This is a genomic window from Methylibium sp. Pch-M, assembly GCF_004136295.1.
Classification (GTDB): domain Bacteria; phylum Pseudomonadota; class Gammaproteobacteria; order Burkholderiales; family Burkholderiaceae_C; genus Methylibium; species Methylibium petroleiphilum.
This window is the reverse complement of record NZ_CP029606.1, coordinates 3919899-3941137: the sequence shown is the minus strand read 5'-3', so window position 1 is coordinate 3941137 and position 21239 is coordinate 3919899. Positions and strand designations below refer to the sequence as shown.

Here is a 21239-nt window from a genome sequence, read left to right as displayed (position 1 = left end):
CCGCGCTCGCCGTGGCATGGCTGGCGCGCCGGGTGTTCATGGCCGCGAGCGCAGCACCGCGCGAGGCCGCGGGGCCACCGGCGCGCGCGCGGGGGAGGGCGCCGGAGCATGACCGCCTACGCACTGCGCCGTCTGGGCTATGGGCTGCTGGTCCTGCTCGGCGTCAACCTGTTCACCTTCTTCCTGTTCTTCACCGTCAACACGCCGGAACGACATGGCACGGCTCACATCGGCGGCAAGCGCGTCACTGCAGAGCAGATCGTCAAGTGGAAGGCCGAGCGCGGCTACGACAAGCCGCTGTACTAGGAACGCGCCGGAAACCGGCACCCCGGCAGGCCAACGAACCACCATCTTCTGGGACGCGCTCGGTCAGCCTGTTCGCGCTCGACTTCGGCCGCGCCGACGCCGAGTCGGCCGGCGACATCGGCACGCAGATCCAGAGCCGCATGGCGGCGAGCCTGCAGCTCGCGCTGCCGCTGTTCATCCTGCAGGTGATCGTGAGCACGCTGTTCGCGCTGTGCTGGTGTTCTTCCGCCATTCGGCTGCGCAACGAGACCGACCTGCCGTTGCGCGCGGCCTGGCCCTGAACCGGTGATGCGGATCGGCACGCAGATCGTCGAGGCGATCGAGGCGCACACGGCGCTGCGCGGCGCGGCAGCGCGGGCCAAGGCGCTGGACTGGCTGAAGCGCGTGGGCATCCCCGAGCCCGAGCGGCGCATCGACGACTACCCGTTCCGCTTGAGCGGCGGGCAGAAGCAGCGCGTGATGATCGCCATCGCGCTGGCCGCCGAGCCCGAGTTCCTGGTGGCCGACGAGCCGACCACCGCACTCGACGTCACGATCCAGAAGCAGATCCTCGACCTGCTGCGCGAGCTGCAGCGCGAGCGCGGACTGGGGTTGATGCTGATCACCCACGACCTCGGCGTGGTGGCCGGCATGGCGCAGACGGTGGCGCTGATGTATGCCGGCCAGATCGTCGAGGTGGCGAGCGCGAAGGACTTCTTCGCCACCCGCGGCACCCCTACGCTCGGCTGCTGCTGCGCGCCGTGCCCGACGCCAGCCAGCGCGGCGGCGAGCTCGCGGCGATCGCCGGCAGCGTGCCGCCGCTGTGGCGCCGCTTCGAGGGTTGCCGCTTCGCCGACCGCTGCGACCGCGTGTTCGAGCGCTGCCACCGCACCGAGCCGCCGCTGATCGAGACCGCGGCCGGGCACCAGGTGCGCTGCCTGTTGTATGTCGACGGCGCATCGCCGCCCGGGTCGGCGCCGGCCACGACGGCGATCGACGCGCCCGCGGCCCGGCCGGCGCCGGCTGATCCCTCGCCGCTGCTGGACGTGCAGAACCTCGTGGTGCGCTTCCCGGTGCGCGGCGGGCTGCTGCAGCGCACCCGCGCGCACGTGACGGCGGTCGACGGCGTGTCGTTCCGGCTCGACGCCGGGCGCACGCTGGCGCTGGTGGGCGAGTCGGGCTGCGGCAAGACGACGATCGGCAAGGCCCTGCTGCAGCTGCTGCGCGGCACGGCGGCGGTCGAGGGCCGGGCACTGTGGCGAGGCGAGGACCTGTTCTCGCTGCAGGGTGATGCGCTGCGGAGGGCGCGTCGCGAGATCCAGATCGTGTTCCAGGACCCGTTCGCGTCGCTCGACCCGCGCATGCGGGTGTTCGATGCGCTCGAGGAGGGCCTGGTCGCGCTGCGGCCCGAACTCGACCACGCCGCGCGCCGCGCCCGCATCGAGACGCTGGTCGAGCGTGTCGGCCTGCGCCGCGACGCGCTGGAGCGTTGGCCGCACGAGTTCTCGGGCGGCCAGCGCCAGCGCATCGCGATCGCGCGTGCGCTGGCGGTCGAGCCGCGCCTGCTGGTGTGCGACGAGCCGACCTCGGCGCTGGACGTGTCGGTGCAGGCGCAGATCCTCAACCTGCTGCGCGAGCTGCAGCGCGAGCTCGGCGTGTCCTACCTGTTCATCACGCACAACATCGGCGTGGTCGAGTACATCGCCGACGAGGTGGCGGTGATGCACCGTGGGCGCTTCGAGGAAGTGGGCCCGGTCGACAGCGTGCTCGAGGCGCCGCGCAGCGCCTACACGCGCCGCCTGCTGGCGGCCGTGCCGAGGCTGGACCGCCAGATGTTCCAATCGCCCCAGTTCGATCCACCGTGACCCGCAGGAGCCGCCCCGATGTCCCGTAGACCCCGACTTTTGCACGCTGCACGGCGCTCGTCGGCAGCGCGCTCCTGTCGTTCGCCACAGGCGTGCAGGCGCAGGACGCACAGAGACTCGAGCGGGTCGAGGTGACCGGTTCGGCCATCAAGCGCAGCCAGGTCGAGGGGCCGGTGCCGGTGCAGGTGGTGACCCGCAAGGACATCGAGCGGACCGGTGCATCGACGATCAACGAGCTGATGAAATCGATCATGTCGCTCGACATCTTCGATGACGGCGAACTGTCCTCGGGCACCCCGGTCGGCTCGGGCACCGCCATCGTCTTCATGCGCGGCCTGGCCGAGACCAACGTGCTGGTGCTGCTGAACGGCCGCCGGCTGCCGATCAATGCGCTGTACGACTCCTCGGGGGCGGGCGCCGCGGTCGACGTCAATTCCATCCCGCTCGCCGCGATCGAGCGCGTGGAGATCCTGAAGGACGGCGGTTCGGCGATCTACGGCGCCGACGCGGTCGCCGGCGTCGTCAACTTCATCACCCGCAAGAGCTACACCGGCTTCGAACTGCGCGCTGGCTACGGCATTTCCAGCCGCAGCGACGGCGAGGAGCGCAAGGCCGGCCTGTCGGCCGGCTTCGGCTCGCTGACGGCTGACGGCTACAACGTGTTCGCCGGCCTCGACCTGTTCAAGCGCGACCCGATCCAGCGCAGCGACCGCGACATGTCCAGCTCGGCCGATTTCCGGCGCTTCGGCGGGCCTGACAGCCGCAGTGTCTTCGCGCCCACCGGCAACTATGTCGATGCCGACTTCATCCCCATTCCCGGCGCCTACGTGCGACCCTGCCCGCCGGCGCAGATCGGTGCCGACGGCCTGTGCCGCTACGACTTCAATGCCAGCCTGCTGAGCGCCTACAACGGCGCCGATCGGCTCAGCGGCATGCTGCTGAGCACGGTGCAGCTGACGCCCGGTCTCCAGGGCTTCGCCGAGGTGCTGGCCTCGCGCTCGCGCGACACCTTCGTCGGCCATCCCGCGCCCGACTATTTCCTCGACGGCAACGGCGACTTCTTCGTCGGCCGTTTCATGCAGGGCGGGCCGCGCCTGACGCAGCGCACGGCCAACCTGCTGCAACTGTCGACCGGGCTCGAGGGCACGCTCGGCGAGGTCGAGTGGAAGGTCGATGTCGGCCAGGGCCGCAGCCGCGTCGTCAACGACGACCGCAACTACTTCACCTATGCCGGCGTCGACCAGCTCGACGCCAGCTCGCTCACCAACGACCCGGCGCTGGTCGAGTCGCTGAAGGTGCGACCGCGCCGAGAGGGCGAGTCGAAGATCCTGTTCGCCAACGGCAAGCTGACCGGCGAACTGCTGCAGATGCCGGCCGGCCCGCTGGCCTATGCGGTCGGCACGTCGGTCTGGAAGGAGTCGATCGTCGACACGCCGGATGCGCTGTCGCAGGCCGGAGAGATCGTCGGCAGCATCCAGCAGGCGGCCGTCGACGCCGAGCGCAAGGCCTATGCGTTCTTCACCGAGCTCAACGTGCCGGTGACACCGCAGCTCGAGGGCCAGGTGGCGCTGCGCTACGACCATTACCCCAGCGCCAGCAAGACCAGCCCGAAGCTGGCGGCGCGCTACCTGTTCACGCCGGCCTTCAGCACCCGGGCCTCGTACACCGAGAGTTTCCGCATGCCGAGCCTGAAGCAGCTCTACGGCGCGCGCGAGAGCGGCGCCGCCGACTTCACCAACGACACGCTGTGTGCCGCCTTCGGCCAGCCGGCCGGCTGCACGCTGTCGGGCTTCTTCGCCAACGGCTCCAACCCCCGGCTTCAGCCGGAGAAGGGCCGCACTTACAACCTCGGCTTCGTGCTGTCGCCCGAGGGGGGCTTCAATGCCACGCTCGACGTCTGGCAGATCAAGATCGCCGACCAGATCAACACGCCGACCGTCGACCAGGCCATCGCGGCGGGCAAGTTCGCCCAGGACGCGCAGGGTCGCATCGTCGTCGACACCGACCTGCAGAACTTCTCGAAGGCCCGCGTGCAGGGGCTGGACCTGCAGCTCGAGCAGCGCCTCGGCAGCGCGGGCGCCGGCAGCTTCACGCTGCGCAACGACACGGCCTACTACCTGAAGCAGGAACGGCAGGACGGCCCGGGCCAGCCCTGGCAGGACCTGAAGGAGACCTACGCCGCGCCGAAGTGGCGCAACCTCTTCAGCGTGACATGGGAGCTGGCGACCTGGGCCAACACCCTGGCGCTGCGCTCCACCGGCGGCTTCTACGACACCGACGAGCCCGATCCCGCGCCCGGCACCCGCAAGGTGGCCTCCCACCATGAGGTCGACTGGGTGTCCGGCTTCACCGGTCTGAAGAACCTGCGCCTCGACTTCGGCATCCGCAACCTGTTCGATCGCATGCCGCCGTTCAGCGTGACCAACGCCTCCGACGGCCGCTACTCCCAGCTCGGATTCGCCGAGCTGTACACCAACCGGGGGCGCTTCTTCTTCCTGAACGCGAGCTACGCGTTCAATTGAACCGTCGCAGTCGTCGTGCAATTCGAGCTGCCAGCTTGTAAGCGTTATCGAAAGCGAAACGACAGCTCGACGACGATGCCGCCGGGGACGATCGAGGAAAGTCGCCCCGTCGATCCATGGCATGAATGTTGTATGAGAATTTAAAAAATTCTCTTACGACACCCGATGAGCGAACTGCCCCGGATCAAAACCAGGAGTGCCTCCCTCGACGCACGGCGTATGCTTTTGGCCGACCGGCAGCCCGCCGGGTTTCATAATCGCATCCGCTCACGAAGCGCTGTCCCGCCCGCAGACCCCGTGGGCCCGCGATGAGTCGCTCCTGCGAGCGGCATCGTCCCCCCGCGACAATCTCGTTTCAACGCACGCCTCCCGGAGATTTCATGATTCCTTGCTTTCGTGGCCGTTCGGCTGTCGCCTTGCTGGGGGCGTTCGCCTTGGCCCTGCTGATGGCCGGGACGGCCCTGGCGCCTTCGGTCGTTCATGCCCAGGCGGTGGCGCCCATCGAGCCGGCGGCCTCCGCGGCCGTCGTCCCCGCGGCCGCCGCGCCGGCGCCGGCGGCGGTCGTGGAGAACCCGTATGGCCTGGAGTCGCTCTGGCGGACCAGCGATGGCGTCGCGAAAGCGGTGCTGCTGATCCTGGTCGTGATGTCGATGGGCAGCTGGTACATCATCGTCGTCAAGTTCATCGAGCAGGCCCGGCTCAACCGCCAGGCCAAGCTGGCCGCCAAGAGCTTCTGGAGCGCGGGCAGCGTGCGGCAGGGGGCCGACACGCTGGAGCCGACGAGCCCGTTCCGCTTCATCGCCGAGGCCGGCCTCGAGGCGACCAAGAAGCACGGTGGGCTGTTCGAGCACGTGGACCTGAACAGCTGGGTCACGATGTCGATCCAGCGCGCGATGGAGCGCGTGCAGAGCCGCCTGCAGGATGGCCTGGCGTTCCTGGCCACCGTGGGTTCCACCGCGCCCTTCGTCGGACTGTTCGGCACCGTCTGGGGCATCTATCACGCGCTCACCGCGATCGGCGTGGCCGGGCAGGCCTCGATCGACAAGGTGGCCGGCCCGGTGGGCGAGGCACTGATCATGACGGCCATCGGCCTGGCGGTCGCGGTGCCGGCGGTGCTGGGCTACAACTGGCTGGTGCGTCGCAACAAGGGCTCGATGGAAGAAGTGCGCGCCTTCGGCAACGACCTGCACTCGGTGCTGCTCGCCACGAGTCGCGCCCCGGCCAAGGCCTGAGCGATGGCGATGAGCGTCGGCCCCGCGGGAGGGGACGAGGACGAGGTCGTCTCGGCGATCAACACCACGCCGCTGGTCGACGTGATGCTGGTGCTGCTGATCATCTTCCTGATCACCATCCCGGTCGTCACCACCTCGATCCCCGTCACGCTGCCGAAGGAGACGATCCAGGTGCGCGAGAGCAAGCCCGAGAACGTGATCATCTCGGTCGACGCCGGCGGCGCGATGTACTGGTACGACAGCCGCGTGCCGAACGCCAACGCGCTGGTCGAGCGGCTCAAGAAGGTGGCGGCGATGAAGCCGCAGCCCGAGGTGCAGATCCGCGGCGACCTCGCGGCGCGCTACGACGCGGTCGGCAAGGTGGTCTATGCCTGCCAGCGTGCCGGCATCACCAAGGTGTCGTTCATCACCGAACCGCCGCCGCGCGGCGGTTGAAGCAGGAGCCTTCCGACCATGGCCATGAGCCCGCTGGGCGCCGACGCCGGCAACGAGCCCGAGCTGATGATGGAGATCAACACCACGCCGCTGATCGACGTGATGCTGGTGCTGCTGATCATGCTCATCATCACCATCCCGATCCAGCTCCATGCGGTCAAGCTCGACATGCCGGTCGGCCCGCCACCGCCGCAGCTCGTGCCGCCGCAGGTGATGAAGATCGACATCGATGCCAACGATGCGATCTTCTTCAACGCCGAGCCGGTCGCCAACGTCGTCGAGGCCGAGCGCCGGCTGCAGGCCATGGCGGCGCTGCCGCTGGAGGCGCAGCCCGAGCTGCACCTGCGGCCCGACCGGCTCTCGAAGTACAGCACCGTGGCCGGCGTGATGGCCGCGGTGCAGCGCAACGGCCTCACCAAGTTCGGCATCGTCGGCAGTGAACAGTTCATCGAATAGCGTCGCGGCCGGCCCGCTGCACGCCGGGGCCCGGAGTCCGTCGGCATGGACCTGAGCTTCGAGCGTCAACCGCCGTCGCGGCGCTTCGTCGGCTTCGTCGTTGTGGCGGTGCTGCACGTCTTCATCTTCTATGCGCTGGTGTCGGGTCTGGCCCGCAGCGTAGTCGAGGTGGTCCGCAAGCCGCTCGAGGCGAAGATCATCGCGGAGCTCCCGCCGCCGCCACCTCCGCCACCCCCGCCGCCGCCCAAGGAGATCCGGAAGCCTGCGCCTCCACCGAAGGTGAAGGCGCCGCCGCCGCCCTACGTGCCGCCGCCGGAGATCATCCCGCCGCCGGCCCCCGCACCACCGATCACCGTGGCGCCGGAGCCGCCGAAGGTGGAATACAAGATCGAACCGCCCCCGCCGCCGGCCCCGCCGCCAGCGCCTCCGGCCCCGCCTGCTCCCAGCCGCAGCGACATCACGGTGGTCTGTCCGACGCAGGTCAAGCCGGAACTGCCGCGCCGCGCCCTGCAGGAGGGCACGTCGGGCGTGGTGCGGGCCCAGGCGCGCATCAGCGGTGGCGTGGTGAAGGAGGTCACGATCCTGTCGGGGCCACGCGTCTTCCACGCCGCGGTGCGCAGCGCGATGCTGCAGTACAAGTGCGTGAGCGGTGCCGACGACGTGATCGCCGTGCAGGAGTTCGAGTTCAAGATCGAGTGAAGCCGGCCCAACCGGCGGCCGTCCCGCGCGGCGCCGGGTTCAGGGCGCGATCGCGTCCAGCAGCTCGGTCTCGATGGTGATCTGCTGGCGGTTCTGCTGCAGCGACGCGCCGTTGATCAGGAAGGTGTCCTCGACGCGCTCACCGAGTGTGGTGACCTTGGCGAGCTGCAGGTTGAGCTGATGGCGAGCCAGCACGCGCGCGATCGCGTAGAGCAGGCCCGATCGGTCGCTGGCCGACACGCTGAGCAGCCAGCGCTGGGCGCGCTCGTCGGGCTTGAGCAGCACCCGTGGCGTGACCGGGAAGGACTTGACGCGGCGCGACAGGCGGCCGCGGCTCGGTTCGGGCAGCGGGCCTTCGGCGGCCAGCGCCTCGGACAGCTGGATCTCCACCAGCGAGATCAGGTCGCGGTAGGCCACGTCGACGTACTGTTCGACGTGCTGCGAGATGACCTGGAAGGTGTCGAGCGCGTAGCCGGTGGTGGTGGTGTGGATCTTGGCGTCGAGGATGTTGAAGCCGGCGCTGTCGAAGTAGCCGCAGATGCGCGCGAACAGGTCGGGTCGGTCCGGCGCGTAGACCAGCACCTGCAGCCCCTCGCCGACGCTGGAGAGGCGCGCCCGCACCACCGGGATGCGGGTGTCGACGTGGCGGTGGAGCGAGCGGGCGTGCCAGGCGATGTCGGCCGCGTCGTGGCGCACGAAGTAGCTGAGCTCCAGCGTGTCCCACAGCGGCTGCTGCACGCCCGGCAGCAGCGAATACAGGTTGAGCACGTGCAGGGCTTCCTGCTTGCGCGCCTCCAGTTCGGCCGCGACATTGGGCTTGGCGCCGCCGAGCGCGCGCAACGTGGCGCGGTACAGATCCTCGAGCAGCTTGCCCTTCCAGGCATTCCAGACCTTGGGGCTGGTACCGCGGATGTCGGCCACGGTCAGGAGGTAGAGCGCGGTGAGCGTGCGAGGGTCCTTGACCTTGGCCGCGAAGGCCTCGATCACCTCGGCATCGCTCAGGTCCTCCTTCTGCGCGATGCGGCTCATGGTGAGGTGCTCGCGCACCAGGAACTCGATCAGCTGCGCGTCCTCGCGCGCGATGCCGTGGTCGCGGCAGAAGCGCCGTACCTCGACGCCGCCCAGGTCGGAGTGGTCGCCGCCGCGGCCCTTGGCCACGTCGTGGAACAGCGCCGCCACGTACAGCACCCACGGCCGCTCGAACTGCGCACCGAGCTGTGAGCAGAACGGGTACTCGTGAGCATGCTCGGCGATGAAGAAGCGTCGCACGTTGCGCAGCACCATCAGGATGTGCTGGTCCACCGTGTAGACGTGGAACAGGTCGTGCTGCATCTGCCCGACGATGCGGCGGAACACCCACAGGTGGCGTCCCAGCACCGACGTCTGGTTCATCAGCCGAAAGGCGTGCGTCTGCCGACCCGTGGGGTTGATGAGGATCTGCATGAACAGCGCGCGGTTCACCGGGTCGCGCCGGAACGCGCCGTTCATCACGTCGCGCGAGTTGTACAACGCGCGCAGCGTACGCGCCGACAGGCCCTTCATGCCGACCGTCTGCTGGTAGGTCACGAAGGTCTCGAGGATGGCGTGCGGGTCGCGCTGGTAGAGGTCGTCGCTGACGACCTCGAGCATGCCGCCACGGTCGAGGAACTTGTCGTTGATGGGGCGCATCGGCGACTTGCCGGTGCCCTGGATCTGCTCCTCGATGTTGAGCATCAGGATCTGGTTGAGCTGCGCCACTGCCTTGGCTGCCCAGTAGTACCGCCGCATCAGCGCCTCGGAGGCGCGCCGCTCGCGCGTGCTCTGATAGCCGAAGCTCTCGGCCACGGCCGTCTGCAGGTCGAACACCAGCCGGTCCTCGCGCCGGCCCGCCACCATGTGCAGGCGCGCGCGGATCAGCTTGAGCAGGCCTTCGTTGCGCTGCAGCTGCTTGACCTCGAAGGGCGTGACCATGCCGTTGGCGGCCAGTGCGGTCCAGGTCTTGCCGAGCCGGGCCGCGCGCGCGATCCAGATCACCGTCTGCAGGTCGCGCAGGCCGCCCGGGCTTTCCTTGCAGTTGGGCTCCAGCGAGTAGGGCGTGTCCTCGTACTTGGTGTGGCGCTGGTGCATCTCCAGCGTCTTCGCCCGCAGGAAGCTGGCCGGATCGAGCGCGGCCATGTGGGCACGCCGGAACTCGTCGAACACGCGGCGCGAACCGCACAGGAAGCGCGCCTCGAGCAGCGCGGTCTGCACCGTCACGTCGCGCTCGGACTCGGCCACGCACTCGGCGACGGTGCGCACGCTCGATCCGATCTCCAGGCCGATGTCCCAGCAGGCGGTGATGAAGCCGCCGATGGTGGACTTGAGCGCGTCGTTGTCGTGCGCGTCGCCGTGGGTCGCCGGCAGCAGCACCAGCACGTCGACGTCGGAGTAGGGAAACAGCTCGCCGCGGCCGTAGCCGCCCACGGCCACCAGCGCGGCGCCCTTGGGCATCAGCGCGTGCTGCCACAGGTGCAGCAGCGTGCCGTCGACATGGCGCGCCAGGCCGCGGATCAGCCGCATGGCGGCCGGTGCGGTGGGCCGCGAGGCGCGGAAGTGCTCGATCAGCGCGGCCTTGCCGTCGCGCAGGCGCGCGCGCAGCGCCGGCACGGTGGGGGCGGGGGGCGTAGCGGGCAGCAGCGCTGCGCTCATCAGGCCGCGCCGGGTTCCGGCGGCGGTGGGCTGCCGGCCGAGAGGGTGAGCACCTCGTAGCCGGTGTCGGTGACCAGCACCGTGTGCTCCCACTGCGCCGAGAGCGAGCGGTCCTTGGTCACGATGGTCCAGCCGTCGCCCAGTTCCTTGATCTCGCGGCGCCCGGCGTTGACCATCGGCTCGATCGTGAACACCATGCCGGGCACCAGTTCCTCCAGCGTGCCGGGGCGGCCGTAGTGCAGCACCTGCGGTTCCTCGTGGAACTTGCGGCCGATGCCGTGCCCGCAGAACTCGCGCACGATCGAGAAACCCTGCCGCTCGGTGAAGGTCTGGATCGCGTGGCCGATGTCGCCGAGCCGCACGCCGGGCTTCACCTTGACGATGCCGCGCCACATCGCTTCGTAGGTGAGCGAGCACAGCCGCTTGGCCGCGATCGAGCCTTCGCCCACCACGAACATGCGGCTGGTGTCGCCATGCCAGCCGTCCTTGATGACGGTGACGTCGATGTTGACGATGTCGCCGTTCTTCAGCGGACGGTCGTTCGGGATGCCGTGGCAGACCTGGTGGTTGACCGAGGTGCAGACCGACTTGGGGTAGGGCGTGTAGCCGGGCGGCGCGTAGTTCAGCGGCGCCGGTATGGCGTCCTGCACGTCGACGATGTGCCGGTGCGCCAGGCGGTCCAGCTCGTCGGTGGTGATGCCGGGCTTGACGTGCGGCGTCAGCATGTCCAGCACCTCGGAGGCGAGCCTTCCGGCGATGCGCATGCCGTCGGCGTCGGCGGCGGTCTTGATCGTGATCGACATAGCCGGGCATTATCTCATCAGGCCCGTAAAATCTAGGGTTTGCGAGGGGACATCCCGCCTCGCGCCGCACGCCCTCCAGACCCGCGACTTCCGCGCGCCCCATGACCCAGCCCACGATCCTCTCCTTCGACGGCGGCAACGCGCTGTCCGCCTTCCGTGCCCAGGCCCTGTTGCCGCGGCTGCAGGCGCTCGCCGCCCGCATCACCGCGGTCCATGCCCGGCACGTGCACTGGGTGGCGGCGGAGGCGGGGCTCGATGCGGCCGCACGCGACAAGCTGGCCGGCCTGCTGCGCTACGGCGACGCCTACACCGGCCCGACGGAGGGCACCCTGGTGCTGGTGATGCCACGCCTGGGCACGGTGTCGCCCTGGGCCAGCAAGGCCACGGACATTGCCCACAACTGCGGCCTGGGCATCCGCCGCGTCGAGCGCGTCACCGAGTACCGGCTGACGCTCAAGGGCGGGCTGCTCGGCGGCAGCAAGCCGCTCACCGACGCCGAACGCGCGGCCGTGGCCGAACTGCTGCACGACCGCATGACCGAGAGCGTGGCCTTCGAGCACGGCGCCGCGGCCCACCTGTTCGATGCCCAGCCCGGCAAGCCGATGGAGACGGTCGACGTGATCGGCCGGGGCCGCACGGCGCTGGAAGCGGCGAATCGCGACTTCGGCCTGGCGCTGAGCGACGACGAGATCGACTACCTCGTCGCCGCCTTCACCGGACTGCAGCGCAACCCGACCGACGTGGAGTTGATGATGTTCGCGCAGGCGAACTCCGAGCACTGCCGCCACAAGATCTTCAACGCCCAGTTCACGATCGACGGCGAGGCGCAGGAACACTCGATGTTCCAGATGATCCGGCACACCCACAAGACCTCGCCGCAGCACACCATCGTGGCGTACAGCGACAACGCGGCGGTGATGGAGGGCTTCCCCATCGAGCGCTGGCTGCCGCAGGGCTACACCAATGCGCCGGTCTATGCGGCGCGCCACGAGACGGCCCACGTGCTGATGAAGGTCGAGACGCACAACCACCCGACGGCGATCTCGCCGTTCGCCGGCGCGTCCACCGGCGCCGGCGGCGAGATCCGCGACGAGGGTGCCACCGGGCGCGGCGCCCGGCCCAAGGCCGGCCTGACGGGCTTCTCGGTCTCCAACCTCCAGTTGCCCGGCACCAGCGAGCCCTGGGAGCGTGTGCGCTACGGCAAGCCCGAGCACATCGCGAGCGCGCTGCAGATCATGATCGACGGTCCGCTGGGCGGCGCGGCCTTCAACAACGAGTTCGGCCGGCCCAACCTGGGTGGCTACTTCCGCGTCTACGAGCAGACGGTCGGCACCGGTGCGCAGGCGCAGCGGCGCGGCTACCACAAGCCCATCATGATCGCCGGCGGCCTGGGCACGATCAGCGACGGCCAGACCCACAAGATCCCGTTCCCGGCCGGCACGCTGCTGATCCAGCTCGGCGGTCCCGGCATGCGCATCGGCATGGGCGGCGGCGCCGCCAGCTCGATGGCGGCCGGCGCCAACACCGCGGCGCTGGATTTCGATTCGGTGCAGCGCGGCAACCCCGAGATCCAGCGGCGCGCGCAGGAGGTCCTGAACCACTGCTGGGCGCTGGGCGCCAGCAACCCCATCCTCGCGGTGCACGACGTCGGCGCCGGCGGCATCAGCAATGCGTTTCCGGAGCTGGTGCACGACGCCGGCCGCGGCGCGCGCTTCGACCTGCGCAAGGTGCCGCTGGAGGAAAGCGGCCTGGCGCCGAAGGAGATCTGGTGCAACGAGAGCCAGGAACGCTACGTGCTGGCGATCGCGCCCGAGAGCCTGCCGCTGTTCGAGGCGATGGCCACCCGTGAACGCTGCCCCTACGCGGTGGTCGGCGTGGCCAGCGACGCGCTGCAGCTGGTGCTCGAGGACGGGCCGGGCGGACAGGGCGTGCACGGCACGCCGATCGACATGCCGATGGACGTGCTGCTTGGCAAGCCGCCGAAGATGCACCGCCAGGTGCAGCGCGTGGCGCGCCACCTGGAGCCGCTGGCGCTGGCGGGCGTGACGCTGCAGCAGGCTGCCTTCGACGTGCTGCGCCACCCCACGGTGGCCAGCAAGCGCTTCCTGATCACCATCGGCGACCGCACGGTCGGGGGCCTGAGCCACCGCGACCAGATGGTCGGCCCGTGGCAGGTGCCGGTGGCCGACTGTGCGGTGACGCTGGCCGACCACGCCGGCTTCCACGGCGAGGCCATGGCGATGGGCGAGCGCACGCCGCTGGCCCTGATCGACGCGCCGGCCGCCGGCCGCATGGCGGTGGCCGAGAGCATCACCAACCTGCTGGCCGCGCCGATCGAGCTGCCGCGCGTCAAGCTCAGCTGCAACTGGATGGCCGCCTGCGGCGAGCCCGGCGAGGACGCCGCGCTGTACGACACGGTGCGCGCGGTCGGCCTGGAGCTGTGCCCGGCGCTGGGCATCGCCGTGCCGGTCGGCAAGGATTCGCTGTCGATGCGCACGCGCTGGAGCGAGGACGGCGAGGCGAAGCAGGTGACCGCGCCGGTCTCGCTGATCGTCACCGCCTTCGCCAGCCTGGCCGACGTGCGCGGCACGCTGACGCCGCAGCTGCAGCCCGGCGACACCTCACTGATCCTGATCGACCTGGGGCAAGGCCGCAACCGCCTGGGCGGCTCGATCCTGGCGCAGACGCTGGCGCAGCTGGGAGACAGCGCGCCCGACCTCGACGACGCCGCGCTGCTGAAGCAGCTGGTGGCCGCCATCCACCGCCTGCGCGCCGAAGGCCGGCTGCTGGCCTACCACGACCGCTCCGACGGCGGCCTGTGGGCGACGGTCTGCGAGATGGCCTTCGCCGGCCACTGCGGCGTGTCGCTCAATGTCGACCTGCTGGTGACCGAGGGCGACGGCGTGTCCGACAGCCGCATGGACAGCGGCGATGCCAAGAACTGGGCCAGCCAGGTGGGTGCACGCCGCGAGGAGCTGACGCTGAAGGCGCTGTTCGCCGAGGAGTTGGGCGTGGTGATCCAGGTCGCCGGCGCCGAGCGCGACACGGTGCTCCAGGTGCTGCGCGAGGCCGGCCTCGGCCGCCACAGCCATGTGATCGGCAAGCCCAACGAGCGCGGCGTGGTCGAGGTCTGGCGCGATGCCAAGGCGGTGTTCAGCGCGCCGCTGCGCGAACTGCATCAGGCCTGGGACGAGGTGAGCTGGCGCATCGCCGCGCTGCGCGACCATCCGGGCTGCGCCGAGGCCGAGCATGCGGCGGCCGGTGCGCCGGACGATGCCGGCCTGCAGTGGCAACCCAGCTTCGATCCGGCCGAGGACGTGGCCGCGCCCTTCCTGAAGCTGGCCCGTCCCAAGCTCGCCATCCTGCGCGAGCAGGGCGTCAACTCGCACATCGAGATGGCCTACGCGATGGCGCAGGCCGGCTTCGAGACCTACGACGTGCACATGAGCGACCTGCAGTCGGGCCGCGCCCGGCTCGACATGGTCCGCGGCTTCGTCGCCTGCGGCGGCTTCAGCTACGGCGACACCTTGGGTGCCGGCGAGGGCTGGGCGCGCTCGGTGCTGTTCAACCCGCGGCTGGCCGACCAGTTCGCGGCCTTCTTCAACCGCGACGACAGCTTCGCGCTTGGCGTCTGCAACGGCTGCCAGATGATGGCGGCGCTGGCGCCCATCATCCCGGGCGCTCAGGCCTGGCCGAAGTTCACCCGCAACCGCAGCGAACAGTTCGAGGCGCGGCTGGCGCAGGTGGAGGTGCTGGAGAGTCCGTCGCTGTTCTTCGCCGGCATGGCCGGCAGCCGGCTGCCGATCGCGGTGGCGCACGGCGAGGGGTATGCCGACTTCTCCCAGCGCGGCGACGCCCGCGCGGTGCACCGTGCCATGCGCTACGTGGACCCGGCCGGCCGCGCCACCGAGGCCTATCCCCACAACCCGAACGGCAGCCCCGAGGGCCTGACCGCGGTGACCACGCCCGACGGCCGCTACACCGCGCTGATGCCGCACCCCGAGCGCGTGTTCCGCAACGTGCAGATGAGCTGGAGCGGCGGCGACATCGCCGCGGCCAGCCCCTGGCTGCGCATGTTCCGCAACGCGCGCCGCTGGGCCGCCTGATGGGAGGCGGGCCGCTGCGGTCCCCCGCGGACCGGCATGCCCGCCTCGACGCGCTGCGCGGTCTGGCCATCGTCTGGATGGCGGTGTTCCATTTCTGCTTCGACCTGGCCCACTTCCGGCTGATCGGTGCGAACTTCCACGCCGATCCGTTCTGGCTGCACCAGCGCACCGCGATCGTCAGCCTGTTCCTGTTCTGCGCCGGCCTCGGCCAGGCCGTGGCGCTGCACGCCGGCCAGGGCGAGGCGCGCTTCTGGCGCCGTTGGGCCCAGATCGCCGGTTGCGCGCTGCTGGTCAGCGCCGGCAGCGCGCTGATGTTCCCGCGCAGCTGGATCAGCTTCGGCGTGCTGCACGGCATCGCGCTGATGCTGATCGTCTGCCGTTTCTCCGCCGGTGCAGGGCGCTGGCTGTGGCCGCTGGGGCTGGTGGCGGTGCTGCTGCCGCAGTTCGTGCAGCACCCGCTGTTCGACAGCCGGCTCGCCAACTGGGTCGGCCTGGTGACGCGCCGGCCGGTCACCGAGGACTACGTGCCGCTGCTGCCCTGGCTGGGCGTCATGTGGTGGGGCCTGGCGGCCGGCCGCTGGTTGATCGAGCACCGCCCGGGATGGCTCGGTGGCCCGTTGCCCACCGCAGCTCGACCGCTGGCCGTGCTGGGGCGCTGGAGCCTGAGCTTCTACATGCTGCACCAGCCGCTGCTGATCGGCGCGCTGATGCTGTGGCTGGCCGTGCGGTGAGGTGCCCACCATGACGGACGGCGCCGCGATCGGCGAGCGCACTCGCCGCATGCTGCCCTGGCTGGTGGCGGTGGCCTTCTTCATGCAGACGCTGGACGGCACCATCGTCAACACCGCGCTGCCTGCGATGGCGCGCGACCTCGGCGAGAGCCCGCTGCGCATGCAGGCCGTCGTGATCGCCTACATGCTGACGGTGGCGTTGCTGATCCCGGTGTCGGGCTGGCTGGCCGATCGCTTCGGCACGCGGCGCATCTTCATCGGCGCGATCGTCGTGTTCAGTGCCGGGTCCGCGGCCTGCGCGCTGTCGGCCACGCTCGGCCAGCTCGTCGCGGCGCGCGTGCTGCAGGGCGTGGGCGGCGCGCTGCTGCTGCCGGTGGGCCGGCTTGCCATCCTGCGCGTGTTCCCCAAGGACCAGCTGCTGCGCACGCTCGCCTTCGTCACCATCCCGGGCCTGGTCGGCCCGCTGATCGGCCCGAGCCTGGGCGGCTGGCTGGTCGAGGTGGCCACCTGGCACTGGGTGTTCCTGATCAATCTGCCGGTCGGCCTGGTGGGTGTGGCCGTCGCACGGCGCTACATGCCGGACCTGCGGGACGGCGCGGCGCAGCGTTTCGACCTGTGGGGCTACGTGCTGTTCGGCGCGAGCATCGTGATGATCTCCGTCGCGCTGCAGGGCCTGGGCGAACGGGCGCTGGGGTTCGCGAGCTCGATGCTGCTGTTGTTCGCCGGCCTCGCGGCGCTCGGTGGCTACTGGCTGCACGCGGCGCGCGCGCCGCAGCCGCTGTTCGGGCTCGGGCTGTTCTCGATCCCGACCTTCGCGGTGGGCCTGATCGGCAACCTGTTCGCGCGGCTCGGCAGCGGCGCGATTCCCTTCCTGATGCCGCTGTTCCTGCAGGTCGGGCTGGCCTATTCGCCGGCCGCCGCCGGCATGAGCCTGATCCCCACGGCGCTCGGCGCGATGCTGTCCAAGACCTTCGCCGAACCGCTGATCGGGCGCCTGGGCTACCGACGTACGCTGATCGGCAACACCGTGCTGCTGGGCCTGATGATCGCCAGCTTCGCGCTGGTCGACCGCGAGACCGGCCGCTGGGTGCTGACGCTGCACCTGGCCGCGTTCGGCATCGTCAATTCGCTGCAGTTCACCGCGATGAACACGCTGACGCTGGGCGACCTGGAGGGCCGCAACGCCAGTGCCGGCAACAGCCTGCTGTCGGTGGTGATGCAGGTCTCGATGAGCCTGGGCGTCGCGGCCGCCGCCGCCCTGCTGGTGGCGTTCGGCGGGCACACGCAGGCCCAGGGATCGGCGGCCGTGGTGCAGACCTTCCACGCGGCCTTCGCCTGCATCGGCCTGATGACGGTCTGCGCCTCGCTCGTCTTCGCGCAGCTGCAGTCCTGCGATACGCCGCAGGCGCTGCCGCGCGTGCCGGACGAGCACTGAGGCGCGAATGTGTTCTTCGAACGTACAAGATCGACCACCGTCGTCGGTGTTCGACCGTCGCGACTCACCCCTCGTGCTTGCCATGGAAGTCGGCCACCCGATGGCCTTGGCCGCCGAGCATGAAAAAGGCGCCCCGCAGGGCGCCTGATGTCGAGAGCCCGCGACCGGGTCACTCGAACTTGTAGTCGGTCTTGGCCTTGCTCTTGAGTTCGTCGCGGAAGGCGCCGACCTTCTGCTGGCTCAGGCGCTGCTCGATCTGCGGCTTCACTTCGGCCAGCGGCGGGAACTGGGCGTCGCGCACGTCCTCGAGCTTGAGGATGTGGAAGCCGTACTGGCTCTTGATCGGCGTCTCGGTCATCTTGCCCTTCTCGAGCTTGACCATCGCGTTGGAGAACTCGGGCACGAAGCTGCCCGGCGCCGCCCAGTCGAGATCGCCGCCGTTGGGCGCCGAGCCCGGGTCCTTGCTGGCCTTCTTGGCCGTTTCCTCGAAGCTCGCGCCGCCCTTGATCTGCACGATCAACGCCTTGGCCTCGTCCTCGGTCTCCACCAGGATGTGGCGTACGCGGTATTCCTTGTCGCCGGCCTGGGCCTTGTACTTGTCGTACTCGGCCTGGATCTCCGCGTCGGTCACGGGGTTCTTCTTCTGGAAGTCGGCGAACAGCTCTCGGATCAGGATGCTCTGGCGGGCCAGCTCCATCTGCGCCTTGTATTCCGGCGTGGCGGCCACGCCGCGCTTCTCGGCGGCCTGCGTGAAGATCTCGCGCAGCACCACCTCGTCCTTCACCTGGCGCTCGGTCTCGGGCGGCAGTTGCTGGCCCTGGCTCTGCGCCTGCTTCGTGACCTGCTGCAGCAGGGCGTCGGCGCGCGACTTCGGGACCGGCTTGCCGTTGACGATGGCGATGTTCTGCGCCGCGGCCAACGCCGGGACGAGCAGGGCGGCGGCCAGCGCGATGGACGATGCGCGAACGGCAAGGGTGTACGGCTTCATGCGATCAGAACCTCGGTAGGGAAAGGGCGGCGGGCGGGCGTCGCGGGGGCGACGGCTTCAAGGGGTGCTGCGGGCCGCTTCGGTGGGAGTGAGCGTGGTGAGTGCCAGGGCATGAATGCCGCGGGGCATCCACGAGGCGACGGCATCATACACAAGGCGGTGCCGCGCCAGACGTGACAAACCGTCAAAGCGCTCGCTGATCAGATGGACGCTGTAATGCCCGCCTTCGCGGGCGCCGGCATGGCCGGCGTGCTGGTGGCTGTCGTCGCTGACGCGCAGCGATTGCGGGGCCAGCGCGGCCCGCAGCGCGGCCTCGAGCTCGGCCGCGGTCGGGGCGAAGGCCGGCGCGGCACGGCCCCCGGTCGGCTCACTCATCTTCGGTCTTGATGTGGCGGCTCAGGTAGAGCCCCTGCGCCAGCGTGAACAGCAGCATCAGGCCGACCCCGCCGAACAGCTTGAAGTCGACCCACACGTCGGTCGGGAAGCTGTAGGCGACGTAGAGGTTCGCCAGGCCCATGAACGCGAAGAACGCGACCCACATGAAGTTGAGGTTGCGCCACACCGCCGGCGGCAGCTGGAGCTGGCCGCCCATCAGCGTCTGCAACAGGTTCTTTCGAAACACGGCGTGACTGAGCCAGAACGCCGTTCCCATGACCCAGTACAGCACGCTGGGTTTCCACTTGATGAAGGTCTCGTTGTGGAACCAGACGGTGGCGCCGCCGAGCACAGTCACCAGGCCGAGACTCACCCACAGCATCGTGTCGACCTTCCTGCCGCGCAGCAGCAGCCAGCCGATCTGCGCGAAGGTGGCCAGGATGACCACCAGCGTGGCCAGCAGCACCGGCGCCTCCTTCGGGCCGACCACGCCGCCGGAGACCAGGAAGCCGAAATGCTGGCTGGCGAACGCCGCCGCCGCGTCGGGTTGGCCTTCGGCCACCTTGAAGGCCACAAAGAACAGGACGATGGGAAGCAGGTCGAACAGGAACTTCATCGCGGCGGTCGGTCGTTGCCCAGGGGCCCGATTGTGCGATGCCGGCGCCGGGGCGCCGGCATCGGGTCATTTCCGGGGCGCGAAGCCCAGCGAGGCCGAGTTGATGCAGTAGCGCTCGCCGGTCGGCTCCGGGCCGTCGGGGAACACGTGGCCGAGGTGCGCACCACAGTCCTGGCAGCGCACCTCTACGCGCACCATGCCGTGGCTGCGATCGACCACGCGGTCGATGATCTCGCCGCGCAAGGGCTGGAAGTAGCTGGGCCAGCCGCAGCCGGCGTCGAACTTCGTGCCCGAGTCGAACAGGGGTGCGTTGCAGCCGATGCAGTGGTACACGCCTTCCTGCCAGTGATCGGCATATTTGCCGGTGAAGGCACGCTCGGTGGCGCCGTGGCGCGTCACCTCGAACTGCATCGGGTCGAGCTGGGCGCGCCATTCGGCCTCGGTCTTCCGGACCTTGCGGGGCTTGTCGTCGGTGGAACTCATGATGAACAGGACACCTCCAGGGTTTGCGCCCAATCGGGCGGAAACTCGGCATAGGCCGAGTGCTCCGGCTGTTCGTCGAACGGCCGCTCCAGAACTTTCAGCAGGCGCTGCGTCTCGCCGAAATCGCCGCCCTGTGCCGCACGGATCGCGTTCTCGCACAGGTGGTTGCGCAGCACGTACTTGGGGTTCGCGCGGTCCATTTGCAAGCGGCGCTCGGCCGCGGCGCGGCCGTCGAGCGCGAGGCGACGTGCATAGCGGTCGGCCCAGGCATCGAAGGCCGGGCGGTCGAGGAAGAGGTCGCGCACCGCCTGCGGTTCGGCCGGCGACCACTGCGCCAGGCGGCGCCAGGTGATGGTGTGGTCGGCGCGCTCGGCGGCCATCAGCTGGAGCCAGTCGTCGGCCAGCGCCACGTCCTCGTCGCGTTCGCCGGCCAGGCCGAGCTTGGCGCGCAGCCGCGCTGCCATGGCCTCGGAGAACGTGCGCTTGTAGGGCTCGATCGCCTCCAGCGCCAGCTCGCCGGTGGCCTCGGTCACCTCGCTGCCCATCGCGATCAGCGGCAGCATCGCCTGCGCCAGCGCATGCAGGTTCCAGAACGCCACGCCCGGCTGGCGCGAGTAGGCATAGCGACCCTGGTGGTCCGAGTGGTTGCAGACATGGCCGGGGTCGAAACCGTCGAGAAAGCCGAAGGGACCGTAGTCGATCGTCAACCCGAGGATCGACAGGTTGTCGGTGTTCATCACGCCGTGGCAGAAGCCCACCGCCTGCCAGTCGGCCAGCAGGGTGGCGGTACGGCGCGCCACGGTTTCCAGCAGCGCGGCATAGGGATTGGCCGCCGCGCGGCAGGCGGGGTGGTGCTGGTCGATCACGAAGTCGGCCAGCGTGCGCAGCGCCTCGGGCAGGCCGTGATGGGCGAAGTGCTCGAAGTGGCCGAAGCGCACGAAGCTCGGCGCCACCCGCGTCACGACCGCGGCGGTCTCGACGGTTTCGCGCCGCACCGGCAGCGGTGAACCGACGACCGCCAGCGCGCGCGTCGTCGGGATGCCCAGGAAGTGCATCGCTTCGGAACACAGGAACTCGCGGATCGACGAACGCAACACCGCGCGGCCGTCGCCCATGCGCGAATAGGGTGTGCGGCCGGCGCCCTTGAGCTGCAGCTCCATCGGGCCGTTCGGCGTGTCGATCTCGCCCAGCAGCAGGGCCCGGCCATCGCCCAGCTGACCGGCCCAGACGCCGAACTGGTGGCCGCTGTAGACGGTGGCCAGCGGCTCGCTGCCCGGCCAGGTGCGTCCGCCGGACAACACCTCCAGCGCCTGCCAGTCGGCGCGCTCGGCCCAGTCGCCGGGCCAGCCGAGCAGGCGGGCGGCGCTGTCGCTGGTGGCCACCCAGTGGGGCTGCGGCAGCGCCTGCGCCGCGAGCCGCGTGTGGAAGGCGGGACCCAGTGCGGCATAGCGGTTGCGCCAGTGCGGGCCGAGGGGCGTCGCGTCGGGCCGGTCGAGCGCCGGCGGGGAAACATCTTGCATGCCCGGCAGTCTAGCGAGCCC

General features: G+C 70.0%; 18 protein-coding genes and 1 pseudogene. 12 read left to right on the top strand and 7 right to left on the bottom strand.

What is annotated here, in order from left to right; translation table 11 throughout:
• Positions 1 to 108: 108 nt before the first annotated feature.
• The 9 genes and pseudogenes from C1M51_RS19330 (at position 109) to C1M51_RS18895 (ending at position 7494) form a co-directional block, all read left to right on the top strand.
• Positions 109 to 306 (top strand): hypothetical protein, encoded by a 198-nt coding sequence (locus tag C1M51_RS19330; protein ID WP_242499829.1) that lies wholly within the window; start codon positions 109 to 111, stop codon positions 304 to 306.
• Positions 267 to 587, top strand: a complete 321-nt coding sequence (locus C1M51_RS19325) for a hypothetical protein (RefSeq protein WP_242499828.1) — start codon at positions 267 to 269, stop codon at positions 585 to 587. Before C1M51_RS19330 ends, C1M51_RS19325 begins: the two co-directional genes overlap by 40 nt.
• A gap of 7 nt (positions 588 to 594) precedes the next feature.
• A pseudogene (locus C1M51_RS19415) lies at positions 595 to 870 on the top strand (ATP-binding cassette domain-containing protein); the annotation flags it as partial.
• A 161-nt stretch (positions 871 to 1031) separates the two neighbouring features.
• A complete protein-coding gene (locus tag C1M51_RS18920) occupies positions 1032 to 2150 on the top strand; it encodes an oligopeptide/dipeptide ABC transporter ATP-binding protein (protein ID WP_310733959.1) in 1119 nt (372 codons plus the stop codon).
• A gap of 92 nt (positions 2151 to 2242) precedes the next feature.
• The gene (locus C1M51_RS18915) at positions 2243 to 4672 is read left to right on the top strand and encodes a TonB-dependent receptor (protein WP_165349722.1); all 2430 of its coding nucleotides are present in this window, start codon (positions 2243 to 2245) and stop codon (positions 4670 to 4672) included.
• 380 nt (positions 4673 to 5052) lie between these two features.
• A complete protein-coding gene (locus C1M51_RS18910) occupies positions 5053 to 5904 on the top strand; it encodes a MotA/TolQ/ExbB proton channel family protein (protein WP_129452036.1) in 852 nt (283 codons plus the stop codon).
• Between the two features lie 3 nt (positions 5905 to 5907).
• Positions 5908 to 6339 (top strand): biopolymer transporter ExbD, encoded by a 432-nt coding sequence (locus C1M51_RS18905; protein WP_011829352.1) that lies wholly within the window; start codon positions 5908 to 5910, stop codon positions 6337 to 6339.
• Between the two features lie 18 nt (positions 6340 to 6357).
• The gene (locus C1M51_RS18900; RefSeq protein ID WP_129452035.1) at positions 6358 to 6795 is read left to right on the top strand and encodes a biopolymer transporter ExbD; all 438 of its coding nucleotides are present in this window, start codon (positions 6358 to 6360) and stop codon (positions 6793 to 6795) included.
• 45 nt (positions 6796 to 6840) lie between these two features.
• On the top strand, positions 6841 to 7494 hold the full coding sequence (locus C1M51_RS18895; RefSeq protein ID WP_129452034.1) for an energy transducer TonB: 654 nt from the start codon (positions 6841 to 6843) through the stop codon (positions 7492 to 7494).
• A gap of 39 nt (positions 7495 to 7533) precedes the next feature.
• On the opposite strand, the gene C1M51_RS18890 is transcribed toward C1M51_RS18895, so the two are convergent.
• On the bottom strand, positions 7534 to 10161 hold the full coding sequence (locus tag C1M51_RS18890; RefSeq protein ID WP_129452033.1) for a [protein-PII] uridylyltransferase: 2628 nt from the start codon (positions 10159 to 10161) through the stop codon (positions 7534 to 7536).
• On the bottom strand, positions 10161 to 10964 hold the full coding sequence (gene map / locus C1M51_RS18885; protein WP_129452032.1) for a type I methionyl aminopeptidase: 804 nt from the start codon (positions 10962 to 10964) through the stop codon (positions 10161 to 10163). Before map ends, C1M51_RS18890 begins: the two co-directional genes overlap by 1 nt.
• A 101-nt stretch (positions 10965 to 11065) precedes the next feature.
• Between map and purL the strand changes: the two genes are divergently transcribed.
• From purL to mdtD, 3 genes are read left to right on the top strand one after another with little or no spacing between them, the layout of a single operon-like run.
• Entirely contained in the window at positions 11066 to 15070 is a 4005-nt protein-coding gene (gene purL / locus C1M51_RS18880; protein WP_129452031.1) for a phosphoribosylformylglycinamidine synthase, read from the top strand.
• Positions 15070 to 15801: a DUF1624 domain-containing protein gene (locus tag C1M51_RS18875; protein ID WP_129452030.1), complete on the top strand. Its 732-nt coding sequence runs from the start codon at positions 15070 to 15072 to the stop codon at positions 15799 to 15801. The genes purL and C1M51_RS18875 overlap by 1 nt, the downstream gene beginning before the upstream one ends.
• Positions 15802 to 15811: 10 nt before the next feature.
• A complete protein-coding gene (gene mdtD, locus C1M51_RS18870) occupies positions 15812 to 17236 on the top strand; it encodes a multidrug transporter subunit MdtD (protein ID WP_129452029.1) in 1425 nt (474 codons plus the stop codon).
• A gap of 169 nt (positions 17237 to 17405) precedes the next feature.
• On the opposite strand, the gene C1M51_RS18865 is transcribed toward mdtD, so the two are convergent.
• The 5 genes from C1M51_RS18865 to C1M51_RS18845 all read right to left on the bottom strand — a co-directional run bounded on the left by C1M51_RS18865 (position 17406) and on the right by C1M51_RS18845 (position 21218).
• On the bottom strand, positions 17406 to 18224 hold the full coding sequence (locus tag C1M51_RS18865) for a peptidylprolyl isomerase (protein ID WP_207207780.1): 819 nt from the start codon (positions 18222 to 18224) through the stop codon (positions 17406 to 17408).
• 57 nt (positions 18225 to 18281) lie between these two features.
• Complete coding sequence (locus C1M51_RS18860; RefSeq protein WP_129452028.1) at positions 18282 to 18599, bottom strand: BolA family transcriptional regulator; 318 nt, start codon at positions 18597 to 18599, stop codon at positions 18282 to 18284.
• Complete coding sequence (locus tag C1M51_RS18855) at positions 18592 to 19215, bottom strand: septation protein A (protein WP_129452027.1); 624 nt, start codon at positions 19213 to 19215, stop codon at positions 18592 to 18594. The genes C1M51_RS18860 and C1M51_RS18855 overlap by 8 nt, the downstream gene beginning before the upstream one ends.
• A gap of 66 nt (positions 19216 to 19281) precedes the next feature.
• Positions 19282 to 19698, bottom strand: a complete 417-nt coding sequence (gene msrB, locus C1M51_RS18850) for a peptide-methionine (R)-S-oxide reductase MsrB (RefSeq protein ID WP_129452026.1) — start codon at positions 19696 to 19698, stop codon at positions 19282 to 19284.
• On the bottom strand, positions 19695 to 21218 hold the full coding sequence (locus tag C1M51_RS18845; protein ID WP_129452025.1) for a YdiU family protein: 1524 nt from the start codon (positions 21216 to 21218) through the stop codon (positions 19695 to 19697). Before C1M51_RS18845 ends, msrB begins: the two co-directional genes overlap by 4 nt.
• Positions 21219 to 21239 lie beyond the last annotated feature (21 nt).

Bases quoted from the DNA above. Each gene is read 5' to 3' on its own strand.
- C1M51_RS18860 (WP_129452028.1), bottom strand. From the start codon at position 18,599: ATGAGTGAGCCGACCGGGGGCCGTGCCGCGCCGGCCTTCGCCCCGACC.
- C1M51_RS18875 (WP_129452030.1), top strand. From the start codon at position 15,070: ATGGGAGGCGGGCCGCTGCGGTCCCCCGCGGACCGGCATGCCCGCCTC.
- C1M51_RS18905 (WP_011829352.1), top strand. From the start codon at position 5,908: ATGGCGATGAGCGTCGGCCCCGCGGGAGGGGACGAGGACGAGGTCGTC.
- C1M51_RS18865 (WP_207207780.1), bottom strand. From the start codon at position 18,224: ATGAAGCCGTACACCCTTGCCGTTCGCGCATCGTCCATCGCGCTGGCC.
- map (WP_129452032.1), bottom strand. From the start codon at position 10,964: ATGTCGATCACGATCAAGACCGCCGCCGACGCCGACGGCATGCGCATC.
- C1M51_RS19330 (WP_242499829.1), top strand. From the start codon at position 109: ATGACCGCCTACGCACTGCGCCGTCTGGGCTATGGGCTGCTGGTCCTG.
- C1M51_RS18900 (WP_129452035.1), top strand. From the start codon at position 6,358: ATGGCCATGAGCCCGCTGGGCGCCGACGCCGGCAACGAGCCCGAGCTG.
- purL (WP_129452031.1), top strand. From the start codon at position 11,066: ATGACCCAGCCCACGATCCTCTCCTTCGACGGCGGCAACGCGCTGTCC.
- mdtD (WP_129452029.1), top strand. From the start codon at position 15,812: ATGACGGACGGCGCCGCGATCGGCGAGCGCACTCGCCGCATGCTGCCC.
- C1M51_RS18855 (WP_129452027.1), bottom strand. From the start codon at position 19,215: ATGAAGTTCCTGTTCGACCTGCTTCCCATCGTCCTGTTCTTTGTGGCC.
- C1M51_RS18845 (WP_129452025.1), bottom strand. From the start codon at position 21,218: ATGCAAGATGTTTCCCCGCCGGCGCTCGACCGGCCCGACGCGACGCCC.
- C1M51_RS18890 (WP_129452033.1), bottom strand. From the start codon at position 10,161: ATGAGCGCAGCGCTGCTGCCCGCTACGCCCCCCGCCCCCACCGTGCCG.
- C1M51_RS18910 (WP_129452036.1), top strand. From the start codon at position 5,053: ATGATTCCTTGCTTTCGTGGCCGTTCGGCTGTCGCCTTGCTGGGGGCG.
- C1M51_RS18895 (WP_129452034.1), top strand. From the start codon at position 6,841: ATGGACCTGAGCTTCGAGCGTCAACCGCCGTCGCGGCGCTTCGTCGGC.
- msrB (WP_129452026.1), bottom strand. From the start codon at position 19,698: ATGAGTTCCACCGACGACAAGCCCCGCAAGGTCCGGAAGACCGAGGCC.